We start from the raw sequence: 21,513 nt of genomic DNA, 5'->3' as shown, positions 1-21,513 counted from the left end.
TACCACCCCCCCCCGCCGCCCCGGTTCTTCCCCCCCCCGCGGGCGCTCTTTCTGGGGTGGGCGGGGGGGCGCTCTTTCTGACGGACATGTCCTCTCCGCCCGGCCCCGCCGCCCACGGCGGGTCTTCAGGGACACGGGAGACCGGCGGTCTTCAGAAGCGCGGGGGACTGCCCGGTTTTTCAAAGGCGCGGGGAACTGCGCGACCAGCCCCCACTCACCCGCACCCAACCCACCCACCCCAGACACCCACCCACCCGGGGGTCTGGGGGCGGAGCCTCCAGGGACAGGATGGGACGGGTAGGGGCGGCGGGGGCGAGAACAAATCCCGTCGAGCCACCCGCACCGTTCGATGTACGGTTCTGGTGTCCTGCCCCACACGGATGGCAGGGCCACCGATCCCGTACCGGCGGGTCATCCGGGCACACATGTATGTGGGGACTCTGTCCTTCGACCTCCTGCTCGGCGACGTCCACTCGCTGAAGGAGAAGCGCTCCGTCGTCCGCCCGATCGTCGCGGAGCTCCAACGCAGGTTCGCGGTGAGTGCCGCCGAGGTCGACCATATGAACCTGCACCGCCGGGCAGGCATCGGCCTGGCGGTGGTCTCGGGCGACGCGGGGCACCTGACCGACGTACTGGACCAGTGCGAGCGACTCGTCGCGGGCCGCCCGGAGGTGGAGCTGCTCTCGGTGCGGCGCCGTTTCCACGGCGAGGACGACTGAACGACATCACGTAACGCAGGACCACAGAACAGCAGGAAGAACGAGGAGACGGACCAGTGGCCGACAACGCGCGGGCGAAGAGGCTGGCGGACCTCATCCGAGAGGTGGTGGCCCAGAAGCTGCAGCGAGGGATCAAGGACCCGCGGCTCGGCTCCCACGTCACCATCACGGACACCCGGGTGACGGGTGATCTGCGGGAGGCGACCGTCTTCTACACCGTGTACGGGGACGAGGAGGAGCGGCAGGCCGTGGCCGCCGGACTGGAGAGCGCCAAGGGCATCCTCCGCTCCGAGGTCGGCCGGGCCGCGGGCGTGAAGTTCACGCCCACCCTCGCCTTCGTCGCGGACGCCCTCCCGGACAACGCCAAGACCATCGACGACCTCCTCGACAAGGCGCGGGCCTCCGACGAGGCGGTGCGCGAAGCCGCGTCCGGCGCGAAGTACGCCGGCGAGGCGGACCCGTACCGGAAGCCGGGCGAGGACGAGGACGACATCGCCGAATGACGCAGAAGACCGGGAAGCCCCGGAAGACCACCACGCCCGACGGCCTTGTCATCGTCGACAAGCCGTCGGGCTTCACTTCGCACGACGTCGTCGCCAAGATGCGCGGCATCGCGAAGACCCGCCGCGTCGGGCACGCCGGCACCCTCGACCCGATGGCGACCGGCGTGCTCGTCCTCGGAGTCGAGAAGGCGACCAAGCTCCTCGGCCACCTCGCGCTGACGGAGAAGGAGTACCTCGGCACGATCCGCCTGGGACAGAACACGGTCACGGACGACGCCGAAGGGGAGATCACCTCCGCGACGGACGCCTCCCGGGTCACCCGGGACGACGTCGACGCCGGCATCGCCAAACTGAGCGGCGACATCATGCAGGTGCCGTCGAAGGTCAGCGCCATCAAGATCGACGGTGTGCGGTCCTACAAGCGGGCACGCGAGGGCGAGGACTTCGACATCCCGGCCCGCCCGGTGACGGTCTCGTCCTTCGCCGTGCACGACGTCCGTGAAGCGGTCGCCGAGGACGGCACCCCCGTGCTCGACCTGATCGTCTCCGTGGTCTGCTCGTCCGGCACGTACATCCGGGCGCTCGCCCGCGACCTGGGCGCCGACCTCGGCGTGGGCGGCCACCTCACCGCGCTGCGCCGGACGCGCGTGGGACCGTACAAGCTGGACTCCGCGAGGACGCTGGACCAGCTCCAGAAGGAGCTCGCCGTCATGCCCGTCGCCGAGGCCGCCGCGGCCGCGTTCCCCCGGTGGGACGTGGACACCAGGCGAGCCCGCCTGCTGCTCAACGGCGTACGCCTCGACATGCCCGACGAGTACGCGGGCAGTGGCCCCGTGGCCGTCTTCGACCCGGAGGGGCGGTTCCTGGCCCTGGTGGAGGAACTGAAGGGCAAGGCGAAGAGCGTGGCCGTGTTCGGCTGACACCCGTCCCGTGGAGCGGCGAACACGGGGACTCCATCCCGCCGCTCCACGGTCCCCCCTCGGTTCCCCCACCCAAGGGTGTATCCATCCACCCCCGGCTATTCACCCCAACGAGCAGGCGCTCGGAGTGAACCGAGGGGGTGGAAGGGGGCGCGTTCGCCCGGCGATCTGTTCCGCTGATCTTCGTGTGCCTACCGTCGGAAGCAGTGCACGGCGGGGAGGTCGGGGAGGTTCAGGCATGGGCGGGCAAGGCCGTCAGGCAGCGTACGACGGCCGGGAGACACGGGACGAGATCCTGGTGCGGATCTTCGACCCGGCCGGACGATCGCGCGGTACGGGTTTCGTGGCAGACCAGAACGGCACGGTGCTGACCAGCCACGAAGCGGTCGACGGACTGGACCGGCTGGTGCTCCGGGCCCCCGGCGGCCGCACCTTCGCGGCGACCGCCGACGAGGTGACCCCTCTGCCCGCACTCGATCTCGCGCTCGTCCGCACCCACGGGCTCGGCCTGGCACCGCTGCCCATCACCGTGCGGGACGCGGTCGAGACGGGTACGTACGTGCGGATCGCCGCCGGCGGATGGCGTGAGGCGCGGGTGCTGGGCGCCGCCGACGTGACGTACACGGCCCGGGACGACTCCCACCTCCTCGGCGGAGCCCTGGAGTTGGCGATCGGCACGGCCGGCCGTGACGCGTTGCGCCCGGGCGGCGGGGCGGCCGGCGGGCCCGTGCTCGACGCCACGACCGGCACCGTGATCGGTGTGCTGGGCACCGCGTTGCGCACGGAGCACGGCGCGGCCGGCTTCGCGGTTCCGCTGCGGGAGGCCACCGACGGGCCGCTGGGGGAGCTGCTGGCGCGCAACGCGGCGACGGTGCCCGCGTACGGACCCGACCTCAACCTGGCGGGGGTCCTGGAGCTCACGGCCACCTCGGTGGGCTCGGAAGGGCCCTCGACGACCGTGGACCCGGTCGAACGCGCCGACGTCGCCCGGGAGTTCGCGGCGTTCACCGACGGAAACTCCACCGTCCTGGGACTCGTCGGCGCCCCCGGCAGCGGCCGCACCACGGAACTGGCCGCCCTCGCCGGGCGACGCGCCCGCGGCCCGGAACCGGCGCCCACGCTCTGGTTGCGCGGCGCAGACCTGCGTGACGCCGACGAGTCGGTCGAGGACGCGGCCAGGCGGGCACTGCGGCGGGCGGGCCGGATCGTGGCGGCGTCGCGAGCGGGCGAAGGGCTCCCGTCCGCCGTGGTGCCGCCGGGGGACTACGGCGGCGAACTCGGCGACATCACCCCCGAGCGCCTGGCCCGCCTCGCCCGGTCCGCCGGCCGCCCCCTGCTCCTGCTCCTCGACAACCCAGAGGAGATGCCCCCCACCCTCGCCCACCGCCTCCACGAGTGGACCGAGGGAACGACCGACTGGCTGCGCACCACGGGCGTCCAACTCGTGGTTGCCTGCGGGGAGGAGTACTGGGAGGAGCACTGGGAGCAGGTGGCCGGCCCCTACAGCCCGGTCCAGCACCCTTCAGCCCGTCCGGCGTTTGAGGACGAGGCCTTTCAGGCCGACGAACAACCCGCCCACCCGCACGCCATCCACCCACGCCGGCCACCGACTGGGGGGCCTGGGGGCGCAGCCCCCAGTGATGGGACGGGTAGGGGCGGCGGGGGCGACAACCCCCGACGCGAACCCCCACCCCGCATCCGCCTCGGCGACCTCCACCACGATGAGGCCCGTCAAGCCCGCGAACGCTACGGCATCCCCGAAGGCGCCCTCACGGAGAGGGACGCCCGGCACCCCCTCACCCTCAGCCTCCTCTCGGAGATCCGGGCCGCCCTCCCCGACCCCCCGGACGGCCCTGTCGACCGCCACGACGTCTTCTCGGCCCACCTGGACCTGATGTGCCTGCGCGTCGCCGAACGGCTCGCCGCCGAGAACGACCTGCGCGGCACGGCCGTACGACGCCTCGCGGCCCAGGTCGCCGGCCAGGTGCACGAGGCCGCACGGCGCTGCCTGGGGCCGGGCCAGGGCGAGTTGGACCAGGCGTCCTTCGCGTCCGTGTTCCCCTGGGGACCCGTACCGGGGCGGCGGCTCGGCGGAACCACCGGCTGGGCCTCCGCCGTGCTCACCGAGGGCCTGCTCGTCCCCGCGGGCACCGGCTACCGCTTCGCCCACGAGGAACTCGCCGACTGGATCCAGGGCGCGCACCTGGACCTCGACGCGGCGCTGAACGCGCTCGTGTACGGCAACCGGAACGCAAACCGGGATGGAATCCGGGGCGGCGACCGGTCCGGCACCCAGAAGCCGATGGGCACCCCCACCCCCGACGACATCCCCACCCCCGACGGCACCCCAGCCCTCCCCGTCCCCCGCCACCGCATCGGCCCCGTCGTCCAGGCCCTGCTCCACCTCGAGCGCGAGGACGGACCGCTCGAACTCGCCCACCGTCTGGAGGCGTTGCTCCTAGCGGTGGACGCCCTCCTCCCGGAGCGGCCCGCGCGGCACGACGACCCCACCTGGTGGGCCACGCACCTGGTCGCCGAGACCCTCCAGCGCGTGCCCGACGCCCTCGCCCACCTCGGACTGCTCCGGCTGCTCACCGACTGGATCGTCCTGTGGCGGGCCCAGGGTCGTGGCCTGCCGGGGGAGTTCGGGCCGGACTTCTGGGAGGCGCTGCCCCTGCCCGAGGGGGAACGGCTCGACCTGCTGCGCCGCCTCGTCGTCGCCGACCCGCCCACGGGCGAGGGCCCCCGCTTCCTGGACGCCGCCTCACGGCTCCTGGCCGCCGCCCCCGCCGCCGTACAGCCTCACCTCACCCGCTGGTTCTCCGACGACCGCCCCCTCGCCGCGACCCCCGACGCGACCGTGGCCACGGCCGCGCAGGCGCTGCTGCACACCCACCGGCGCCACGCCCTGGACGACCTGACGGAGACGCTCGCCGACAGCGCGCACCGGCGAGGAGACGAACTCCTCGCCTTCCTCGCGGAGGAGGAACCCTCGGCGGTGTGCCGCGCCGTCGACCGCTGGGCCCACGACGAGCGCCCGGCGCGGCGGGTGGCGGCCCTCACGTACGCCCTGCTGGCCGCGGAGCACGTGCGCACGGAGGCCGACCGCGAGCTCCTCCGCTACGCCGCGCTCGCCCTGCTGGGCCGCCCCGCCGACGCCACCCTGCACGGCGGTGCGCTCGCCCTCCTCGTCCGGGACACACGGACGCGCTCCCGCCACCTCCCGCAGGCCCTGGAGCGCTTCGTGGCGGGCGACCCGCAGCTGCCGGCGAGTGCGCTCGTCCCCGCGTTCGCCACGCACGCGGACCAGGTGCTGGACGCGTTCCGGTCGCGGCTGCGCTCCCCTCGGCCGGACTCGGCCGAGGTCCTGCGGACCCTGGCCGACGTGACCACACCCGTCCTCGCCCGCCAGGTCGCCGTCCTCGTCCGCGAGGTCGTGGAGTCGCGCCCGGAGACCGCGGCGCACGTGGCCGAGTACGTCGACCGGCGGCTGGAGCACGGGCCCGCCCCGCGCGAGGTGCTGTTCCCGCTGGTCGCCGGGCTGCTGGCCGGCGGTCCCGCGCGGGTGCGGGCGGCACTCGCCGCTGTCCTCGCCGTGCCGGACACCCCGGACTCGGGCGGGCTGCGGCGCGAGCTGCTGGACCTGCTGCTGGCGAGCGAGAGGGACCCGGTCGTGCTGGAGGCGGTGCTGCGCGCCGCGGTGGGCGGAGCGGGCCGTGGCGTCGGACCGTCGTTCCGCGAGCTCGTACGCCGTACGGGCCTGCTCCTCGTCCGCACCCCCGAGGGCGCCACCCGCTTCGACCGAGGGCTCGTGGACCTCGCCCGCCACGTCCCGGGCTTCGCGGCCCAGATGGCGGGATGGCTCAGCGCCTCGCCGGCGGACTGGGCAGCGGTGGTCGGCCCGAGCGCTCGCCGGATGATCGAGAACCTCGCGGGGGTACGGGTCCCCGCCTGAGCCGACCGTACGACGTCCGTCACTCTACGCGTGCCACCCGTCACAGCCCCCATGCCGATGCGGGGCGGCGGCGCCCGGCATGGCACCCTTAGAGCTGCGTACGCGGCAACCACGGACACGGGTTCGACCAGTTTTCGACAAGGAGCAGGCACAGTGCAGCGCTGGCGTGGCTTGGAGGACATCCCCCAGGACTGGGGGCGCAGCGTCGTCACCATCGGCTCCTACGACGGGGTCCACCGTGGCCACCAGCTGATCATCAGGCACGCCGTGGACCGCGCCCGCGAGCTGGGCGTCCCGTCCGTGGTCGTGACCTTCGACCCGCATCCCAGCGAGGTCGTCCGGCCGGGCAGCCACCCGCCGCTGCTCGCCCCGCACCACCGCCGTGCCGAGCTGATGACGGAGCTGGGTGTGGACGCGGTGCTCATCCTCCCCTTCACGACGGAGTTCTCGAAGCTGTCGCCGGCCGACTTCGTGGTCAAGGTCCTGGTCGACAAGCTGCACGCCAAGGCCGTCGTCGAGGGCCCGAACTTCCGCTTCGGCCACAAGGCGGCCGGCAACGTCGCGTTCCTCGCCGAGCAGGGCAAGACGTACGACTTCGAGATCGAGGTCGTCGACCTGTACGTCACCGGTGAGGCGGGCGGCGGGCAGCCCTTCTCCTCGACCCTGACCCGGCGGCTGGTGGCCGAAGGGGACGTCGAGGGCGCCGGCGAGATCCTCGGCCGCCCGCACCGGGTCGAGGGCATCGTCGTACGAGGCGCGCAGCGCGGCCGCGAACTGGGCTTCCCCACGGCCAATGTGGAGACGCTCCCGCACACCGCCATCCCCGCCGACGGTGTCTACGCGGGGTGGCTGCACGTCGAGGGCGAGGCCATGCCGGCCGCCATCTCCGTCGGCACGAACCCGCAGTTCGACGGCACCGAGCGGACCGTGGAGGCGTACGCCATCGACCGGGTCGGCCTCGACCTGTACGGCCTGCACGTCGCCGTCGACTTCCTCGCCTTCGTGCGCGGGCAGCAGAAGTTCGACTCGCTGGAGGCGCTCCTCGAGGCGATGGCGGGCGACGTGAAGCGCTGCCGTGAGCTGGTCGAGGCCGCCGAAGGTCCCGCCTGAGGTCTGCCCGGTTTGTAGAATCTCCCTGTCCGTAAGGTCAGTTGAACGGAGAGTGCACCCGGTGGCGACCGAGCAGGAGAAGGAAGCGCTGTACGCCATGGACATCAGTGGCGTCGAGTGGGTCGGCTCGCCCGACGGGCCCCAGGACGAGCGGGTCGAGATCGCCTATCTCGACGGCGGTGCCGTCGCGATGCGGAACTCCGCGGACCCCGACACGGTGCTGCGCTACACCGCGGCCGAGTGGCGGGCGTTCGTACTCGGCGCGCGGGACGGGGAGTTCGACCTGCAGCAGTGATACCAGTAGCGATACCGGGGGCATCTGCTCTCGCGTGCTCTCGCGGTTGCGACGTACGCGAACGCCAGGGGCCGGCACCGTGAAGGTGCCGGCCCCTTGGCGTTATCGATTGGCGTTACCGACCGACCGACCGTCCGCTCCTACCGCGTCCGGCTGCCGCGTCCCGAACTACTGCGTCCAGCCCGGCGGTACCGAGCCCTGCTGCGGCTGGTTCGGCGGCGGGTCCTGGGGCGGCTGCTGCTGCCATCCCTGGCCCGGTCCGGGCTGCTGCGGGGGCTGGCCCCAGCCCTGCCCCGGCTGAGGGGTGCCGCCTGGCTGGGCGTAGGGCTGCTGGGGTTGCTGCGGATGCTGGGGCTGCTGCTGTTGGGGTGCGTAGCCCTGCTGCGGCTGCTGGTACCCCATGTGCGGGTTGCCGAAGCCCTGCTGCGTACGGGCGATGTCCTCGGCGATGACAGAGGCCAGGTCGAAGTAGGCCTCACGCGTCTTGGGACGCATCATGTCGAGGTCCACCTCGGCACCCGCCGCGAGGTGCTCGTCGAACGGGATCACGACGACACCGCGGCAGCGGGTCTCGAAGTGCGCGACGATGTCCTCAACCTTGATCATCTTGCCCGTCTCGCGGACACCGGAGATCACGGTGATCGACCGCTGGACGAGGTCGGCGAACCCGTTCGCCGACAGCCAGTCCAGCGTGGTCGAGGCACTGCTCGCACCGTCCACCGAGGGAGTGGAGATAATGATCAACTGGTGGGCGAGGTCGAGGACTCCCCGCATCGCGCTGTAGAGCAGACCGGTACCCGAGTCGGTGAGGATGATCGGGTACTGCCGTCCCAGCACGTCGAGCGCGCTGCGGTAGTCCTCGTCGTTGAAGGTGGTGGAGACCGCCGGGTCCACGTCGTTGGCGATGATCTCGAGACCCGAGGGCGCCTGCGAGGTGAAGCGGCGGATGTCCATGTAGCTGTTGAGCTGCGGGATCGCCTGCACCAGGTCGCGGATGGTGGCGCCCGTCTCGCGCCGCACCCGTCGCCCGAGCGTGCCGGCGTCGGGGTTGGCGTCGATCGCCAGGATCTTGTCCTGGCGCTCGGTGGCGAGCGTGGCGCCGAGCGCCATGGTCGTCGTCGTCTTGCCGACGCCGCCCTTGAGGCTGATGACCGCGATCCGGTAGCAGGACATCACCGGCGTGCGGATCAGACTCAGCTTCCGCTCCCGCTCCGCCGCCTCCTTCTTGGCGCCGAGCTTGAAGCGCGACGGGCCCTGGTTGTTCTTGCGGGCCTTCGGCTGGTTGCGCAGCAGCCGGTCCGAGGACAGCTCCACGGCGGCGTTGTAACCGAGCGGAGTTCCGGGAGCGGCCTGCTGCTGCTGAGGAGCACCGGGCCCGGCCTGGGGACCGGGCGGAGCGGACCAGCCCTGGTTGCCCTGATTGCCCTGGTTGCCGTAGGGGGTGGGCTGCGCCGGGGGCTGCTGTTGGGGTGCCTGCTGAGGCTGGGGCTGCGCCTGCTGGGGCTCGGCCGGAGGCTGCTGCTGGGGTGCCTGCTGCTGCGGCTGACCGGGCTGTGGGTAGCCGTAACCGGGCTGCTGGGGCGGGTAGCCGTAGCCGGGCTGCGCGGGCGGCTGCGGTTGTGGTTGCGGCTGCGCGGGGGGCTGGCCGGGGGCCTGCGGGTAGCCGTATCCGGCGGCCTGCGGCTGACCGGGCTGGGGCTGTCCGGGCTGCGCCTGCGGCTGTCCCGGGTGAGGCTGCCCGGGCTGGGGCGCCTGCTGCGGGTAGCCGTAACCGGCGGCCTGCGGGTGAGGGGGCTGGGGCAGAGGCTGGGGCTGTGCCGGCTGGTGCGCCTGCCGCGGGTCGGCCGGTGCCTGCTGGCCGCCCTGCGTCGGGTAACCGGGCTGCTGCGGCTGGGCGGGGCCGAACGTGCCCTGCGGAGGCGTCTGGTACTGCGGCTGCGCCGCGGGCTGCCCGGGGACCTGGGGGTAGCCGTACCCGGCTGCCTGTGCGGCGGCCGCGGCCTGCTGGTCCGGGTGCCCCGCCTGCTGCTGTCCTCCCTGGACGGGCGCCTGCGCGGGCACGTAGCCCTGCGGCAGCGGAGGGAGCGCCTGGTCGCCCTGGGGCGCGGCATGGGGCTGGGCGGGAGGCTGTGCCTGCGGCGGCTGTCCCTGTGCGGCGGGCGCGGGAGGGGGAGCGGCGGGCGCCGGCTCCGCGGGGGCCGCTGCCTCCGGCTGTGCCTCCGCCGTGGCGGGCGCGGCCTCGGGCTGTGCGGGGGACCCCGCGTCGGACTGGACGTCCGCGGTCTCGTCGCCACCGGTGTCGGTGCCGGACACGGACCCGGCCGAGTCGCCCGACTCCGCCTCGGCGCCGTGCTCCTCCTCCGGCTCCTCGTCGGCACCGCCGAACAGCCTCGCCGCCTCGGCGTCGGCGGCGGCGTGGTTGAACTCGCCCACCGGCTGCTCCGGGGCGGGCTGTTCAGGGGTGTGCTGCACGGGGACGCCGGCCGGCGGGGTCGAGGGCACGGGGACGCCCGCCGCCGGGGTGCCGGCCTGGGGCGGGGCACCCTGAGCGTCCTCGTCGACCGGCCGCAGCACGGGGAACCCCGGTGAGACGGGCGGCTGGGCCGGCGCCTGCTGCTGGGGGTAGCCGTATCCGCCGGTCGCCGGGGGAGCGCCCGGACCGGACTGCTGACCGGACTGCTGACCGGACTGCTGCTGCGGGAACCCGTAGCCACCCGTACCGTGCTGTCCCGTGTCGTGCTGACCCGTGCCGGGCGCCGCACCCTGCGCGGGCTGCTGGGGGGCGCCCTGGGCGGGCGGCTGTGCCGGAACGGGAGCCTGCGGCGGGGGAGTCTGCGCGGCCGGAGGCTGCGACGGAGCGACGCCTGGCGGTCCGTTGGGCGGACCGGGGGGTGACCCGACGGGCGGCCCGCTCGGCGGTGGTGGTGACTGACCGGCGTCCTGCTGTCCGCCGGAAGCGGAACCACCCGTACTTTGCGCGTACCAGGCGGGCGGCGTGTAGACGATCTCGAACTCGCCTGTCAGATCCACCTCGGGCTCGTCCCCGTCCGAGGACGGGCTGCCGCCGTTGTACTCGGACCGATCCCTGTTCACTGCATGCCTCCTGGTCAGCCACTGTTGCTGAGTTGGTCGTCGTCGCGGCCGGGCGGACCGGGTGGCAAGTCCCACGCGGCTGCGATCGTCACCGCCTCACCAGAAGACTAATCACTCGCATCGCGGTACGGAAAAGCACCCATGGGCTCAGCCGGTCCGCCCTCCGGCCCTCAAGGAGCACCTCCAGGACACCTCATGGAGCACCTCCTGGAAACGACGACGCGTCAGTCCATACGACGGGCCACGCCGAGCAGGCCCGTCTCCGCGTCCGTGGGTTCGGTCATGACGAACTTGCGGTGCTTGCGGGTGCACCACAGGGCGACGCCGTCATGCAGGGTCGGCAGGTGCTGCAGATTCTCGTCCGGGATGCCCAGGGTGTCGCGTACGACCTCCGTCTCCTGGGGCGAGATGCGCTGGATACCGACCAGATCGGCCTGGGCCAGCCAACGCGGCGCGTGCTCACTGACGAACGGCAGGAGGGTCACCACGGCCTGCCACGGCACGGAGCTCACCCGCCCGCGCGGCGGGCGGATGCCGCAGTCCCGGATCAGCACCACCGGGCTGGAGACGGAGGGGCCCTGTGCGGGCACCCGTCCCACCGGATAGACCGTCACGCACTGCTGGCCGCCGCCCGCCGCCTGGGCGAGTTGCTGCCAGGCCTGCGGACGGCCGGTCTCCACGCCCACGCGGGCGCCCGTCGCGGCGGCGCGCAGCGCCAGCACCTGGGCGAGCCAGAGACCGCCCACGATCACGGCGTCGAAGGAGGTCGGACGGGACAGGCCGAGCACGGCCGGGTGCGACTCCGGGTCGGTGCCGATGATCACGCCGTCGTCGCCGATCGGCATGCTGATCGCCGCGAGTTCGTCGGCGGTGACGACATGACGGTTCCGGCGGGGCCCGCGCAGCCCGAACCCCGGGCTGAAGATGCGCCGTTGCTGCTGCCCCGGCTGGGGCTGCCGGATGATGGGGATCATTCCGGTGTCGGTGGGCGAGGCCACGTGCGCCGGCGTACGCCCCGAGGCGGCCCGGCCCTGCTGTCCCTGTCCCGGGGGCATGGTCGAAGCGGGGTGGGACATCAGTACGTACCTCCGAGCGGCAAAGTGGCGAGGGCTCCGGGAACCTGCTCCCGGTCGAGGCGTACCAGACCGGCCTTCGCGGCACTCGCGGCCCGCTCCAACTCGCGTCCCACCTGGCCCAGTTCGCTGTCACCACGGGCGGTGACACGGATGTGCCCGGTGAGGGCGACACCCCGGCTGCCGGCCTTGCTCAGAGTTACGCTGAACGTCGTGGCGAGCACCGGGAGCGAGGTGAACCGCGTGATCAGCTCCGGCAGCGCCACCCCGCCCTGCCCCAACTGCGGCCAGCGGGACAGCCAGTACGTGGTGTGGTACCGGTCGTCTACCCGCCAGGTCCGCACCGACTCGACCGTACGGCGCTGACTCGGCCGCCCGTCCTGGGCGTGCTGCGCGTTGGCCCGGGGGTTGAGGCAGCTGGACGTCGCGAGCGCCTGTACCAGCTCGTTCTCGTCCAGGATGGTCGCCTTGAAGCCGGCTCCGGCCAGCCGGCTCGCGAGCTGGTCCGCCACCCGCAGCAGTGCGCGCTGGGTACCGGGAACGCCGTCTCCGCGCGCCTTGACCGCCTCCGGGCACACCTCCGGGTCGAGCTTGAGGGCGACCCAGGTGAGCCGGAGCGCGGGAGAGCCGGCCTGCGCCTGCAGGGGACCGTACGACCGGGCGGCGATCGACTGCTCGGGCAGGTGCGGCGCGGGCGCGGGCTGGGTGTGCTGCACGACCTGCGCGGACGCGAGACGGATCCCGTCGACCTCCAGGGCGTCCTGGATCAGCTGCAGCGGCAGCTGCCGCCCGGCGGATTCGGGACGCAGCGGCAGGTCCGCAGGCTGCACGAAGAGCACGGTGGTCAGGAAGGTCCCGTCACCGATCATGCCGATCGAGCGGTCGTCGCGGGAGACGAAGCTGTACGTCCGCAGGGCGGGGTCGCATTCCACGACGGGGGCCAGCATGGCGTCGGTGCCGGGCGGCACGGGCTGCTTGGCGTCACGCCGGCGCTGCCTCAGCGCGCGCGTCGTGTCGTACCACTCGGGCAGCGGCCGGCGACCCCGGCGCAGCACCGCCAGGAGCAGCAGCAGCGCGGCCACGGCACCGGCCGGGGCCAGCAGCCAGGACACGTCGGTGACCCAGGCCGCCAGCATCACGGCGGCCGCGAGCTCGACGAGAATGAGCTGCTGCAGGCGTACCGGGCCCAGACCGCCGGGGCGGGGCAGCGTGCGCGGCGACGCGGCGGTCGGTGTGGGAGCCGGCGGGCGTGAGGAGCGTCTGCGGCCCGAACCCCCCTGTGGCTGCTGTGCGCGGCGATCGCGCCGAGTGCTCGTAGCGCTGCTCATCCCCCGGGACATCCCTTTCGCGAAGTGGTGGCCGTACGTCGTTCAGGGATACTGCGTCGCAGATCCCGGCGACGAGGCCAGGGGCGCCGATGGCCCACGTCATCCATGCGAGGGGCTCACGGTACCCGCTGCTGCTCGTGGGGCGACACAGGGGACACCGAAACCCCAGGTGGCCAGCCTTTCACGGAGGGAGCCCGCGTGGTGGAGCGCTGTGGTGAAGCTCTGTGAAGATGCGGGGGCGGCCGGACACCTGATGGGTCGTCGCCATGCGGCGCAGTGCATAGTAGGTCCCTGCGCCTGCGCGTGCGTGCTCACCAACGTCAACGTCGGGTACCGCCAACGACTTCGAGAAGAACGACATCGAGAACGTCGGGTACCGCGAGCGACATCGAGCACCGGCATCGGTCGGGCGCCGCCGACGATCGAGCACCACACACACGATCGAGCACCACACAACGGGAGACACGGGGACCATGGCACAGCAGCGTCGGGACGAGCTCGCCGCCTACACGTTCGCTCGCAAGCGCACCGTCGCGGCGTTCCTCGCGCCGTCGCCGGGAGGCTCCGAGGAGGGCGCGCCGCGCCCTGTCCGCACGGTGATGCCGAGCCTCGCGGTGGGTGTGGTGCTGGTGATCGGCTTCATCGCCTGGGGCGTGATCAAACCCACGGCGCCCAAGGGCTGGGACACCCCGGGCGAGTACATCATCGTGGACAGCGACTCCACGACGCGCTACGTCGTCCTCCCCGACCCGGGGACGAAGACCAAGACGCTGCACCCCGTCCTCAACTACGCCTCCGCCAAGCTCCTTCTCGACAAGGGCAAGGGGAGCGTCATCGAGGTTCCGGGCAAGGAGATCGACAAGAGCGGCATCCCGCACGGCGCGACGCTCGGCATCCCGTACGCCCCGGACCGCCTGCCGTCCAAGGACGACGCGGAGAAGGCGAAGACCTGGGCGGTGTGCGAGCGTCCGGCTCCCGGGTCCTCCGGATCCGACGGATCGGAAAACGCCATCGACCGAGCCGTCTTCGTCCTGGACTCCGACGACGCCAAGGTGCTGAACGACGACAGGAAGGTCGACGCCCGCGAGGCCCTGTACGTCGCCGACTCCAAGACCAAGCAGGAGTACCTGGTCGACGCCAAGGGCAACAAGTTCCTGCTGGGCGGTGAGTCGGGCCTCGGCGACACCACCATGGCGACCCTGCGTGCCGCCGTCATCGGCGGCTCGGCCAGGCCGCAGCCGGTGAGCCAGGAGTGGCTGGGCACGCTCAACCCGGGCGGCGTGATCACCTTCCCGACGGTTCCGTCGATCGGGGAGGAGACCTCGGTCGAGGGACTCCCCGAGAACGCGCGGACGGTGGGCCGGGTCCTCAAGGCGAACGACGCGCAGGGCGAGCAGTTCTATGTCGTCCTCAAGGACAAGGTCGCCCGCATCACGCCCTTCGTGGCCAACCTGCTCACCAACTCGCCCTCGGCCGCCGATGCCTACGGCTCCGACAAGATCGAGGCCATCGAGGCCCAGACCCCGGCCATCATCGCTGCCAACGGCGGCCAGCCGGACAACTTCTACGGGGACAAGGGCTGGCCCACGGTGATCCCGCGGCAGGCCAACCCCGCGGCGACGGGGACCGATGAGGCCCGTACCACCTCGTGCAGCGTGTACGACGGCAAGTTCGGCGCCGACAAGAAGCCGCAGCTCGCCGCCTGGGCCGGCGCGACGTACCCCAAGAAGGTCATCGCCGACTCGCTGAGCGCGTACGTCTCGTCGGGCTCGGGCCTGTTGTTCCAGGAGATCACGGGCGAAGCGGGGGGCGGCGGCAGGCAGTACCTGCTGACCGACACGGGCCTGCGGTACTCGCTGCCGTCGAACAACGACAGCGAGGCGGAGTCGGCGGGGAAGGGCAGCGGTTCGTCCTCGTCGTCCTCGTCGGGGGACGACCCCTCGTCGAGCGCCGACGCGAGCGAGACGGACAAGGCGCGTACGCGGCTCGGGTACGAGAAGGTCTCGAACCCGGCGTTCGTACCGCAGACGTGGGCGACGTTCATCCCGAAGGGCCCGACGCTGGACACGGGAAGCGCTTCGCAGCCGCAGAGCCAGTGAGGCGCGGCCGCGGGGCCGGTGGGCGAATGAGGCGCCGCAGTGGAGCTGTCGGCCGGTCAGGAGCTGGTGAGCGACCGGTTCCCGGCCTCATGGGAGACCGGCCAACGGGCTTGGCGGCTCGGGCACTTGACTGTAAGACGGCTGCTGGGTCACAGGATGATCGCTCAAGTGTGTGAGCCGTGTAACTGATTGCTCTTGCCTGTGGATGTGAGACAGGCGGACGATAGAGTGTTTGCAGCACTCTAGGGTGCGAAGCTCCTCCGGACGCCAGTGCGGTTTCCGGGATCAACAACGACATGGGGGAAGGTCACATGGCCGGCCAATTCCGGGTAACAGAGGACGAACTCGCCAAGCTCTCCGGTGACATCAGCACCGCGAATGGTCAGCTGCAAGGTGAGATCCGCCGCCTCAACGGAGTGATCGACCAGATCGCGGGCGGTTGGAAGGGCCAGGCGGCAACGTCCTACCACCAGCTGCAGGAGCGCTGGAACGCGGACGCGAAGAAGATGAGCGACATCCTCAACGACATCAAGGAAGCCGTGGACTCCACGCGGAGCAACTACTCCGCGTCGGAAGAGCAGCAGAACAGTGAGATCAGCAAGATCATGTCGGACTTCGGCTGATCGAGAGGCAGAGGCTGACGTTGCGTCAGCCCTTCTCCGAGTCCACTGACTCCGGCCGATGCGCACCGAGTTCTATCGGTTTCCATCGGCCACCACCGACTTCCCTCGGTACCCACCGGTTTTCATCGGTGTCGACCGACTTCCATCGGTGTCCACCGACTTCCTTGACTCTTCCTGAAAGGGAACGACGATGTCGATCCTCGTCAATTACGCCACCATCACCAACGCCTCGACGGACGTGAAGACGACCGCCGGGCGGATCAAGCAGCAGCTCGACGACCTCGAGGCCGCGGTCAAGCGCGTCGCCAACACCTGGGAAGGTGAGGCGCAGGAGGGCTACCAGCGCAAGCAGGCCGAATGGGACCGCACCGCGCAGGACCTGCACTCGACCCTGCTGAAGATCTCGACGGCGCTGCAGAGCGCCGCCGAGAACTACCAGTCCACTGAGAAGAGCAACGCCTCCACCTGGGGCTGAGCCCGTCGGCGACCCGAGGCGCATGACGTGAACCCGAGTCCGAGGGACATGGCATGAAGAGGATCGGCCCAGCGAACGCCACGGCGTCCGCTGGGCCGCCCCCGTGTCGGGGGTCGCGTACGACAAGGCCGGGGATGTCCGCATCCTCCGCCGAATCTTCACGGCGCATTTTCAAAGACGCTTTTCCAAAGACACCATCACCCAGCTTCGAACGAAGCAAGAAAGCCCTGGGGGCCTGAACATGGGGGGCCTGACAGCCCGTTCGCGTCGGCACGTGAGTGGAACCCGCGCACTGCAGCGGGCTTTTGGCGTGCTCGCGGCCACCGGTATCTGCCTCGCGTCGGCCCCGCCGGCACTTGCCGACTCCGGCGGTTCCGCCCGTTCCGGTGGTTCCGCCGGTCCGGGCGAGGTCGACTTCGGCCTGGCGGCCAGCTCGGAGTGCGAGTTCGGCGGCGACGTCATCAAGTCCACGCCCTGGTCGCTCCAGCGGATCCTCCTGGATCAGCTGCACGCGCAGGCGACGGGCGAGGGCGTCACGGTCGCGGTGATCGACACCGGTGTCGACGACTCCAATCCCCAACTCCGCGACGCGATGGCGTCCGGCGGCAAGGACTACGTCGGCTCCACGGACGGCACCCAGGACCTCGAAGGCCACGGCACCCGGGTCGCGGGCATCATCGCCGCCCGCCCGATGAAGGGCACGGGCTTCGAGGGCATCGCACCGAAAGCCAAGATCCTCTCCTTCCGCTACACGGGTGGCGGAGGGGAGAAACAGGGCAACTCGGGCACCATGTCGGAGGCGATCCGCGCGGCGGTCGCCAAGGGCGCGAAGATCATCAACATCTCCTCGGACACCGCGAACAAGCAGGACAACGCGGGACTGAACAGCGCCGTGACGGACGCCGTGAACTCGGGCGCCCTGATCGTGGCGGCCGCGGGCAACGACGGAGCCGACGGCAACCAGGCGGACACGTACCCCGCCTCGTACCCGGGCGTCCTGGCGGTGGCGGCCTCCGACCGCAACGACGAGCGAGCCTTCTTCTCACAGTCCGGCGACTTCGTGGACGTCGCGGCCCCGGGCGTCGGCATGGTCTCCACCGTCCCCAAGAGCGGCCAGTGCACGGCCGACGGAACGAGCTTCGCGGCGCCGTACGTCGCGGGTGTGGCGGCGCTGCTGAAGCAGAAGCACAAGTCCTGGACGGCAGACCAGATCGCCACCCGCATCGAGGAAACGGCCCAGCGCCCGGGCCGCGGCCCGGACCCGTTCATCGGCTGGGGCGTCGTCGACCCGGTCGCCGCCCTGTCGGACGACACCGACCCGGCCAGCTCCCCCCAACCGGACCCGCCGGCCGCGGCCCGGTCCGGTGGCGTGGTGCCCATGGCAGTGACGATGGGCGAGAGCGAGGCCGAGAAGGACCGCAGGATCGCGATCTACGCACTCGGCACGGGACTTGTGATGGTCCTCGTGGTTGCGGGGAGCGGGGTGGCTGTGCGGGACTGGCGTAGTAGGCGGGTTGGCGGAGCCCGGCGGGCTGGACGGTCGGGCTAGGCGATGAGGACTGGACGGTCGGGCTCGGAGGGCCGGGCGATGACTTGGCACCGAGCTGGTGCCGACAACTTGAGAAACAGGGGAGAGGACAACGGGGTATGAGTAACGGAATGCGGGTTGATCTGAGCGCGCTGGATGAGGTCATCCGGAAGCTCAACGGCCTTCTGTCGGACATGGACAAGGCCAACACGAAGGCCAAGTACGAGACGGACATCCCGAGTACGGCGTTCGGCAGTGCGAAGTTCATGGAGTCCAATGAGCTTCACGATGCTCACCAGAAGCAGAAGACCAGGATCGAGAACATCATCAAGGGTCTGCACGGGCTGATCGACGACTTCGGCACGAGCACCTCGAAGGTCAGGGACAAGTACAGCAACCAGGAGCAGGCGAACGCGCAGGGCGTGAGCGGGACTTCCAAGGGTGCGATCAACTAATCGGTTCAGCGACCGGTCACTGACAGAGGGGATGTTCAAAAATGTACGGCTACCAGCCAACTCCTGAGCAGATCAAGGCTCAGCAAGAGGCGCGAGAGCAGCGGATCAAGGACAAGCACGACGAGAAGCTCGAGTCGCAGACCAACGGAGGTATGGGGGGCCCGGACCGCAGCCAGCTCGACACGCCCTTCATGAAGATGGGCATCCCTGAGCTGCGCTCCATGATCCTGGACGCGGATCCTGGCCGCATCTACGAGGTCAGTCAGCACTGGAAAGCCGTCCACAACATCCTCTCCGGCGGTGATGGCGACGGCAAGAGCGGCGGGGTGGACTCTGTATCCGCGAAGGACAGCGTCGCGGGCATGATGCAGAGCGCCGTGGAAAACGTCCTTGAGCACTGGGAGGGCGACGCATCCGAGGCGTTCCGCAAGAAGGCCAACGAGATCATGCAGAACGTCCGGAACGGAGCTGCATGGGCCAATCACTACGCGGAAACCATGCACGCCGTTCAGAACGACCTGCGGAACTCCATGTCCAAGATGCGGGAGGTCGAAGAGCCTTCCGGCTGGGACAGGGCCTGGGACAAGCTTACGGACGACGATCGCAGTGATAAGCAACTGCTGGAAGACATCAACAAGGGCGTAAGTACGGACGCCGCCCGCCAAGCGAACGCCGACTCCTTGTCGAAGGGCAAGGAAGAGCAGCTCAAGGGGGTGGCGATCATGGAGCAGTTGGGGGTCAATTACAAGGCTTACTCGAAGGGGACAGTCCGGGACGACGGAACGGATCCCTTCCAGCCGCCGAACCCTCAAACGCCGATGCCTACTCCTATCTCCATGCCATCTGCTGGCAGCTCGAGTCCAGGCAGCGGAAGCAGCACCGCCAAGCCGTGGAGCGCCGGGCCGACGACGAGTGTTAAGCCGGCGCCTACGGTGCCCCGTGACCCAGGCATCACGGGAGGTTCGCAACTTCCGACGGCCAAGACGAACGTGGACAGCATCTCTCCCGGCCTGACTGGGACGGGCCCCAGCACGGGCGTTGGCGGACCCAGTGTCGGTGGTGGGGGCCTCAATACCGGCGGAGCTCAGAGCCCGGGCATTGGGATTCCTGGTGGAACGTCGGGTCTCGCGGGCGGTGCTGCTGCCGCACGCGGCGGCATCGGAGCCGCAGGCGGGCGCGGTGGTCTGGCCGGTGGCGGCGCGGCAGCAGGTCGCGGGGCCGGAGGTCGAACCGGCATGGGCGGCATGGGCGGCGCCGGAGCGGGCGCAGCTGGCCGAGGCGGTGCTGGTGCCGGCGGCCGTGGCGCCCTCGCAAGGTCTCGTGGCGGCGTGGTCGGCGCGGCCAAGGGCGTCACCGGCAAGGGCGCCGGTGGCGGAGCGGGCCTCCATGGCAGCCGTGGTGGAAGCCAGCGCGGCGGCATGGCGGGCGGAGCCGGTGGTATGGGCGGCCGCAAGGGCCGACGGTCCGAGGAAGAGAACAGCCAGGGCGACCGTCCCGACTACCTGGTCGAGGATGAAGAGACTTGGATCTCGGAAGAGGACCGCAACCGGAACGTACCGCGGACCATCGAGTAAGAACATAAGCGGGACCGGACGGAAAGTCGCGGTCTACTCATGCGTAAAAGGCTGCGGCACTAGTCATAGCTGAGTGAGGAGCAAGGAATTGGGTTTCAAGCGAGTCGGGTCCACGACAGGAGTCGTGGCGTTGACGGGAGCCTTGCTCCTCACTTCAGCCCCCGTTGCTACGGCAGACGCTGTCCGGGATGCGCAATGGCCCTTGACCGCGTACGACGCCGCGAAGGTTTGGAAGACCTCACAGGGGGCGGGCGTAACAGTTGCTGTAGTCGACACAGGTGTAGATTCCAGTCAGCCGGATCTCACTGGACAAGTGCTGTCAGGTAAGGACTTCACCGGCACCGGAGATCCTCACAAAGATGATGTCGGGCATGGCACTGCGATGGCCAGCCTCATCGCTGGACACGGGCATGGGGTCAATGGTTCGGCGGGCGTGATGGGCCTTGCACCCAAAGCGAAGATTCTTCCGCTACGGGTGAAGGTGACGACGGGCGGGGGTGGTGAGGGCAGGATTGATACGGCGGGTTGGGTCGCTGGAGTCCGCTATGCGGTGGAGCAAGGTGCGTCAGTGATCAACCTTTCGCTCGACGATTCTTCTGCCTACCCTGGCTCGAAAGCAGCCAAGGCAATCGAATATGCGCAGGCGCACGATGTCGTGGTTGTAGCGAGTGCGGGCAACGACGCAGGGACGGTCAATTATCCGGCCGCTCTCCCAGGTGTGGTGGCTGTCTCGGCTGTGGACAAGGACCTCAACTTCTGGTCTAAGTCAAACACAGGAAACGTCACCGTCGCAGCGCCCGGAGTGGAAGTCGTCCAGGCCGATCCGACCACCAGTAGCGGTTACGCGGTGGCAGATGGGACTTCTGGCTCCACCGCCTATGTATCAGCCATCGTCGCGCTACTTCGCTCCAAGTATCCCGACCTAACCGCAGGTCAGATCATCAACCGCCTGGTCAAGTCGGCATCCTTTGTGAACAACAAGGGCAAGACGGCCCCGGACAAGGAATTGGGTTACGGGATCGCCCGCCCGGGCACGGCCCTGACGATGGACATCCCCAAGGGCCCCAAGGAGGGCCCCCTGGCCAAGTCCTCTTCATCCACGTCTACGAATTCCGGCACCAGCTCCGAGGACAACGACAGCACAAGCCAGGCCAAGAAAAAGAAGTCCTCCTCCGGCAGCATTCTCCTCATCGTCGGCATCGCAGCCGTCGTGGTCGTCATCGCCATCCTCTTCGCGGTAATCCGCAGCCGCCGCAACGGCCGTAACGGTGGATCCGGCCCCGGCGGCGGAGTCCCGCCTCAGGGCACCGGCTACCCGCCCCACCCCCCGACGGGCCATCAGCCGTACCCCAACTCGGCTCCTAACCAGGGGTACCCCGCTCCTCCGGGGCAGTCCCCCCAGCAGCCCAACCCTTACGCCCAACAGCCCCCGCATCAAGGGCAGTAGAGGTAGCTCGCCTATTTGGCGGCCGTGGAAGCATCTGGTCATCACGACCTTGGTAATCCTGGTGGCGCTCGACAATGTCATCGGGATGCACCACAGCCGGCACAGCAAGAGGCGGGATGTCGCCCAGTTGCTGATGCCCCTGTATACGGGGCATCAGCGGTCCTATCCGGATCCTGGTCTGGGCGAGGTTCATCCGACCTCCCCGGGGAGGATGTAAACCTTTGTGAGTATGTGCACCGGGCACCTCCAAAGTGCAGAGCCGTAGCACGCCTGGAAAAATCGACAGTTCCGCTTAGCGTTCGCGCGGCGTAAGGCG

16 protein-coding genes are annotated in these 21,513 nt (G+C 70.4%); 13 read left to right on the top strand and 3 right to left on the bottom strand.

Annotated elements, in window-relative coordinates:
• Positions 1-425: 425 nt before the first annotated feature.
• From AB0959_RS43080 to AB0959_RS43055, 6 genes are all read left to right on the top strand, one after another.
• Complete coding sequence (locus AB0959_RS43080) at positions 426-719, top strand: DUF503 domain-containing protein (RefSeq protein ID WP_366832314.1); 294 nt, start codon at positions 426-428, stop codon at positions 717-719.
• Positions 720-775: 56 nt separating this feature from the next.
• Positions 776-1,222 carry a 30S ribosome-binding factor RbfA gene (rbfA, locus tag AB0959_RS43075; protein WP_366832313.1) on the top strand — a complete coding sequence of 149 codons (447 nt, stop codon included), beginning with the start codon at positions 776-778 and terminating at the stop codon, positions 1,220-1,222.
• Positions 1,219-2,142: a tRNA pseudouridine(55) synthase TruB gene (gene truB, locus AB0959_RS43070; RefSeq protein ID WP_366832312.1), complete on the top strand. Its 924-nt coding sequence runs from the start codon at positions 1,219-1,221 to the stop codon at positions 2,140-2,142. The genes rbfA and truB overlap by 4 nt, the downstream gene beginning before the upstream one ends.
• A 238-nt stretch (positions 2,143-2,380) precedes the next feature.
• Positions 2,381-6,097, top strand: a complete 3,717-nt coding sequence (locus AB0959_RS43065) for a trypsin-like peptidase domain-containing protein (protein ID WP_366832311.1) — start codon at positions 2,381-2,383, stop codon at positions 6,095-6,097.
• A 153-nt stretch (positions 6,098-6,250) separates the two neighbouring features.
• Positions 6,251-7,207, top strand: coding sequence for a bifunctional riboflavin kinase/FAD synthetase (locus AB0959_RS43060; RefSeq protein WP_366832310.1), 957 nt, complete (start codon positions 6,251-6,253; stop codon positions 7,205-7,207).
• A gap of 61 nt (positions 7,208-7,268) precedes the next feature.
• Positions 7,269-7,502, top strand: a complete 234-nt coding sequence (locus AB0959_RS43055) for a DUF397 domain-containing protein (protein WP_366832309.1) — start codon at positions 7,269-7,271, stop codon at positions 7,500-7,502.
• Positions 7,503-7,670: 168 nt separating this feature from the next.
• Here the strand turns inward: AB0959_RS43055 and AB0959_RS43050 are convergent, their stop codons facing one another.
• From AB0959_RS43050 to eccE, 3 genes are all read right to left on the bottom strand, one after another.
• Positions 7,671-10,595, bottom strand: coding sequence for an SCO5717 family growth-regulating ATPase (locus AB0959_RS43050; protein ID WP_366832308.1), 2,925 nt, complete (start codon positions 10,593-10,595; stop codon positions 7,671-7,673).
• Between the two features lie 224 nt (positions 10,596-10,819).
• Positions 10,820-11,671 (bottom strand): hypothetical protein, encoded by an 852-nt coding sequence (locus AB0959_RS43045; RefSeq protein WP_366832307.1) that lies wholly within the window; start codon positions 11,669-11,671, stop codon positions 10,820-10,822.
• Positions 11,671-12,996: a type VII secretion protein EccE gene (eccE, locus tag AB0959_RS43040; RefSeq protein ID WP_366832306.1), complete on the bottom strand. Its 1,326-nt coding sequence runs from the start codon at positions 12,994-12,996 to the stop codon at positions 11,671-11,673. Before eccE ends, AB0959_RS43045 begins: the two co-directional genes overlap by 1 nt.
• A gap of 473 nt (positions 12,997-13,469) precedes the next feature.
• On the opposite strand from eccE, the gene eccB reads away from it, so the two are divergent.
• The 7 genes from eccB (at position 13,470) to AB0959_RS43005 (ending at position 21,197) form a co-directional block, all read left to right on the top strand.
• A complete protein-coding gene (gene eccB, locus AB0959_RS43035) occupies positions 13,470-15,095 on the top strand; it encodes a type VII secretion protein EccB (RefSeq protein ID WP_366832305.1) in 1,626 nt (541 codons plus the stop codon).
• 311 nt (positions 15,096-15,406) lie between these two features.
• Positions 15,407-15,718, top strand: a complete 312-nt coding sequence (locus AB0959_RS43030) for a WXG100 family type VII secretion target (protein WP_366832304.1) — start codon at positions 15,407-15,409, stop codon at positions 15,716-15,718.
• Between the two features lie 190 nt (positions 15,719-15,908).
• The gene (locus AB0959_RS43025) at positions 15,909-16,193 is read left to right on the top strand and encodes a WXG100 family type VII secretion target (RefSeq protein ID WP_366832303.1); all 285 of its coding nucleotides are present in this window, start codon (positions 15,909-15,911) and stop codon (positions 16,191-16,193) included.
• A 274-nt stretch (positions 16,194-16,467) separates the two neighbouring features.
• A complete protein-coding gene (gene mycP, locus AB0959_RS43020) occupies positions 16,468-17,742 on the top strand; it encodes a type VII secretion-associated serine protease mycosin (protein WP_366832302.1) in 1,275 nt (424 codons plus the stop codon).
• A 98-nt stretch (positions 17,743-17,840) separates the two neighbouring features.
• Entirely contained in the window at positions 17,841-18,176 is a 336-nt protein-coding gene (locus tag AB0959_RS43015; RefSeq protein ID WP_366832301.1) for a hypothetical protein, read from the top strand.
• Positions 18,177-18,217: 41 nt separating this feature from the next.
• Complete coding sequence (locus AB0959_RS43010) at positions 18,218-19,750, top strand: WXG100 family type VII secretion target (protein ID WP_366832300.1); 1,533 nt, start codon at positions 18,218-18,220, stop codon at positions 19,748-19,750.
• 202 nt (positions 19,751-19,952) lie between these two features.
• Positions 19,953-21,197 (top strand): S8 family serine peptidase, encoded by a 1,245-nt coding sequence (locus AB0959_RS43005; protein WP_366832299.1) that lies wholly within the window; start codon positions 19,953-19,955, stop codon positions 21,195-21,197.
• The last annotated feature ends 316 nt before the right edge of the window (positions 21,198-21,513 follow it).

The sequence above is a fragment of the Streptomyces sp. NPDC046862 genome (assembly GCF_040704615.1).
Taxonomy (GTDB): domain Bacteria; phylum Actinomycetota; class Actinomycetes; order Streptomycetales; family Streptomycetaceae; genus Streptomyces.
The sequence above is the reverse complement of the archived record's forward strand: the minus strand, read 5'-3'. Positions and strand labels throughout refer to the sequence as shown.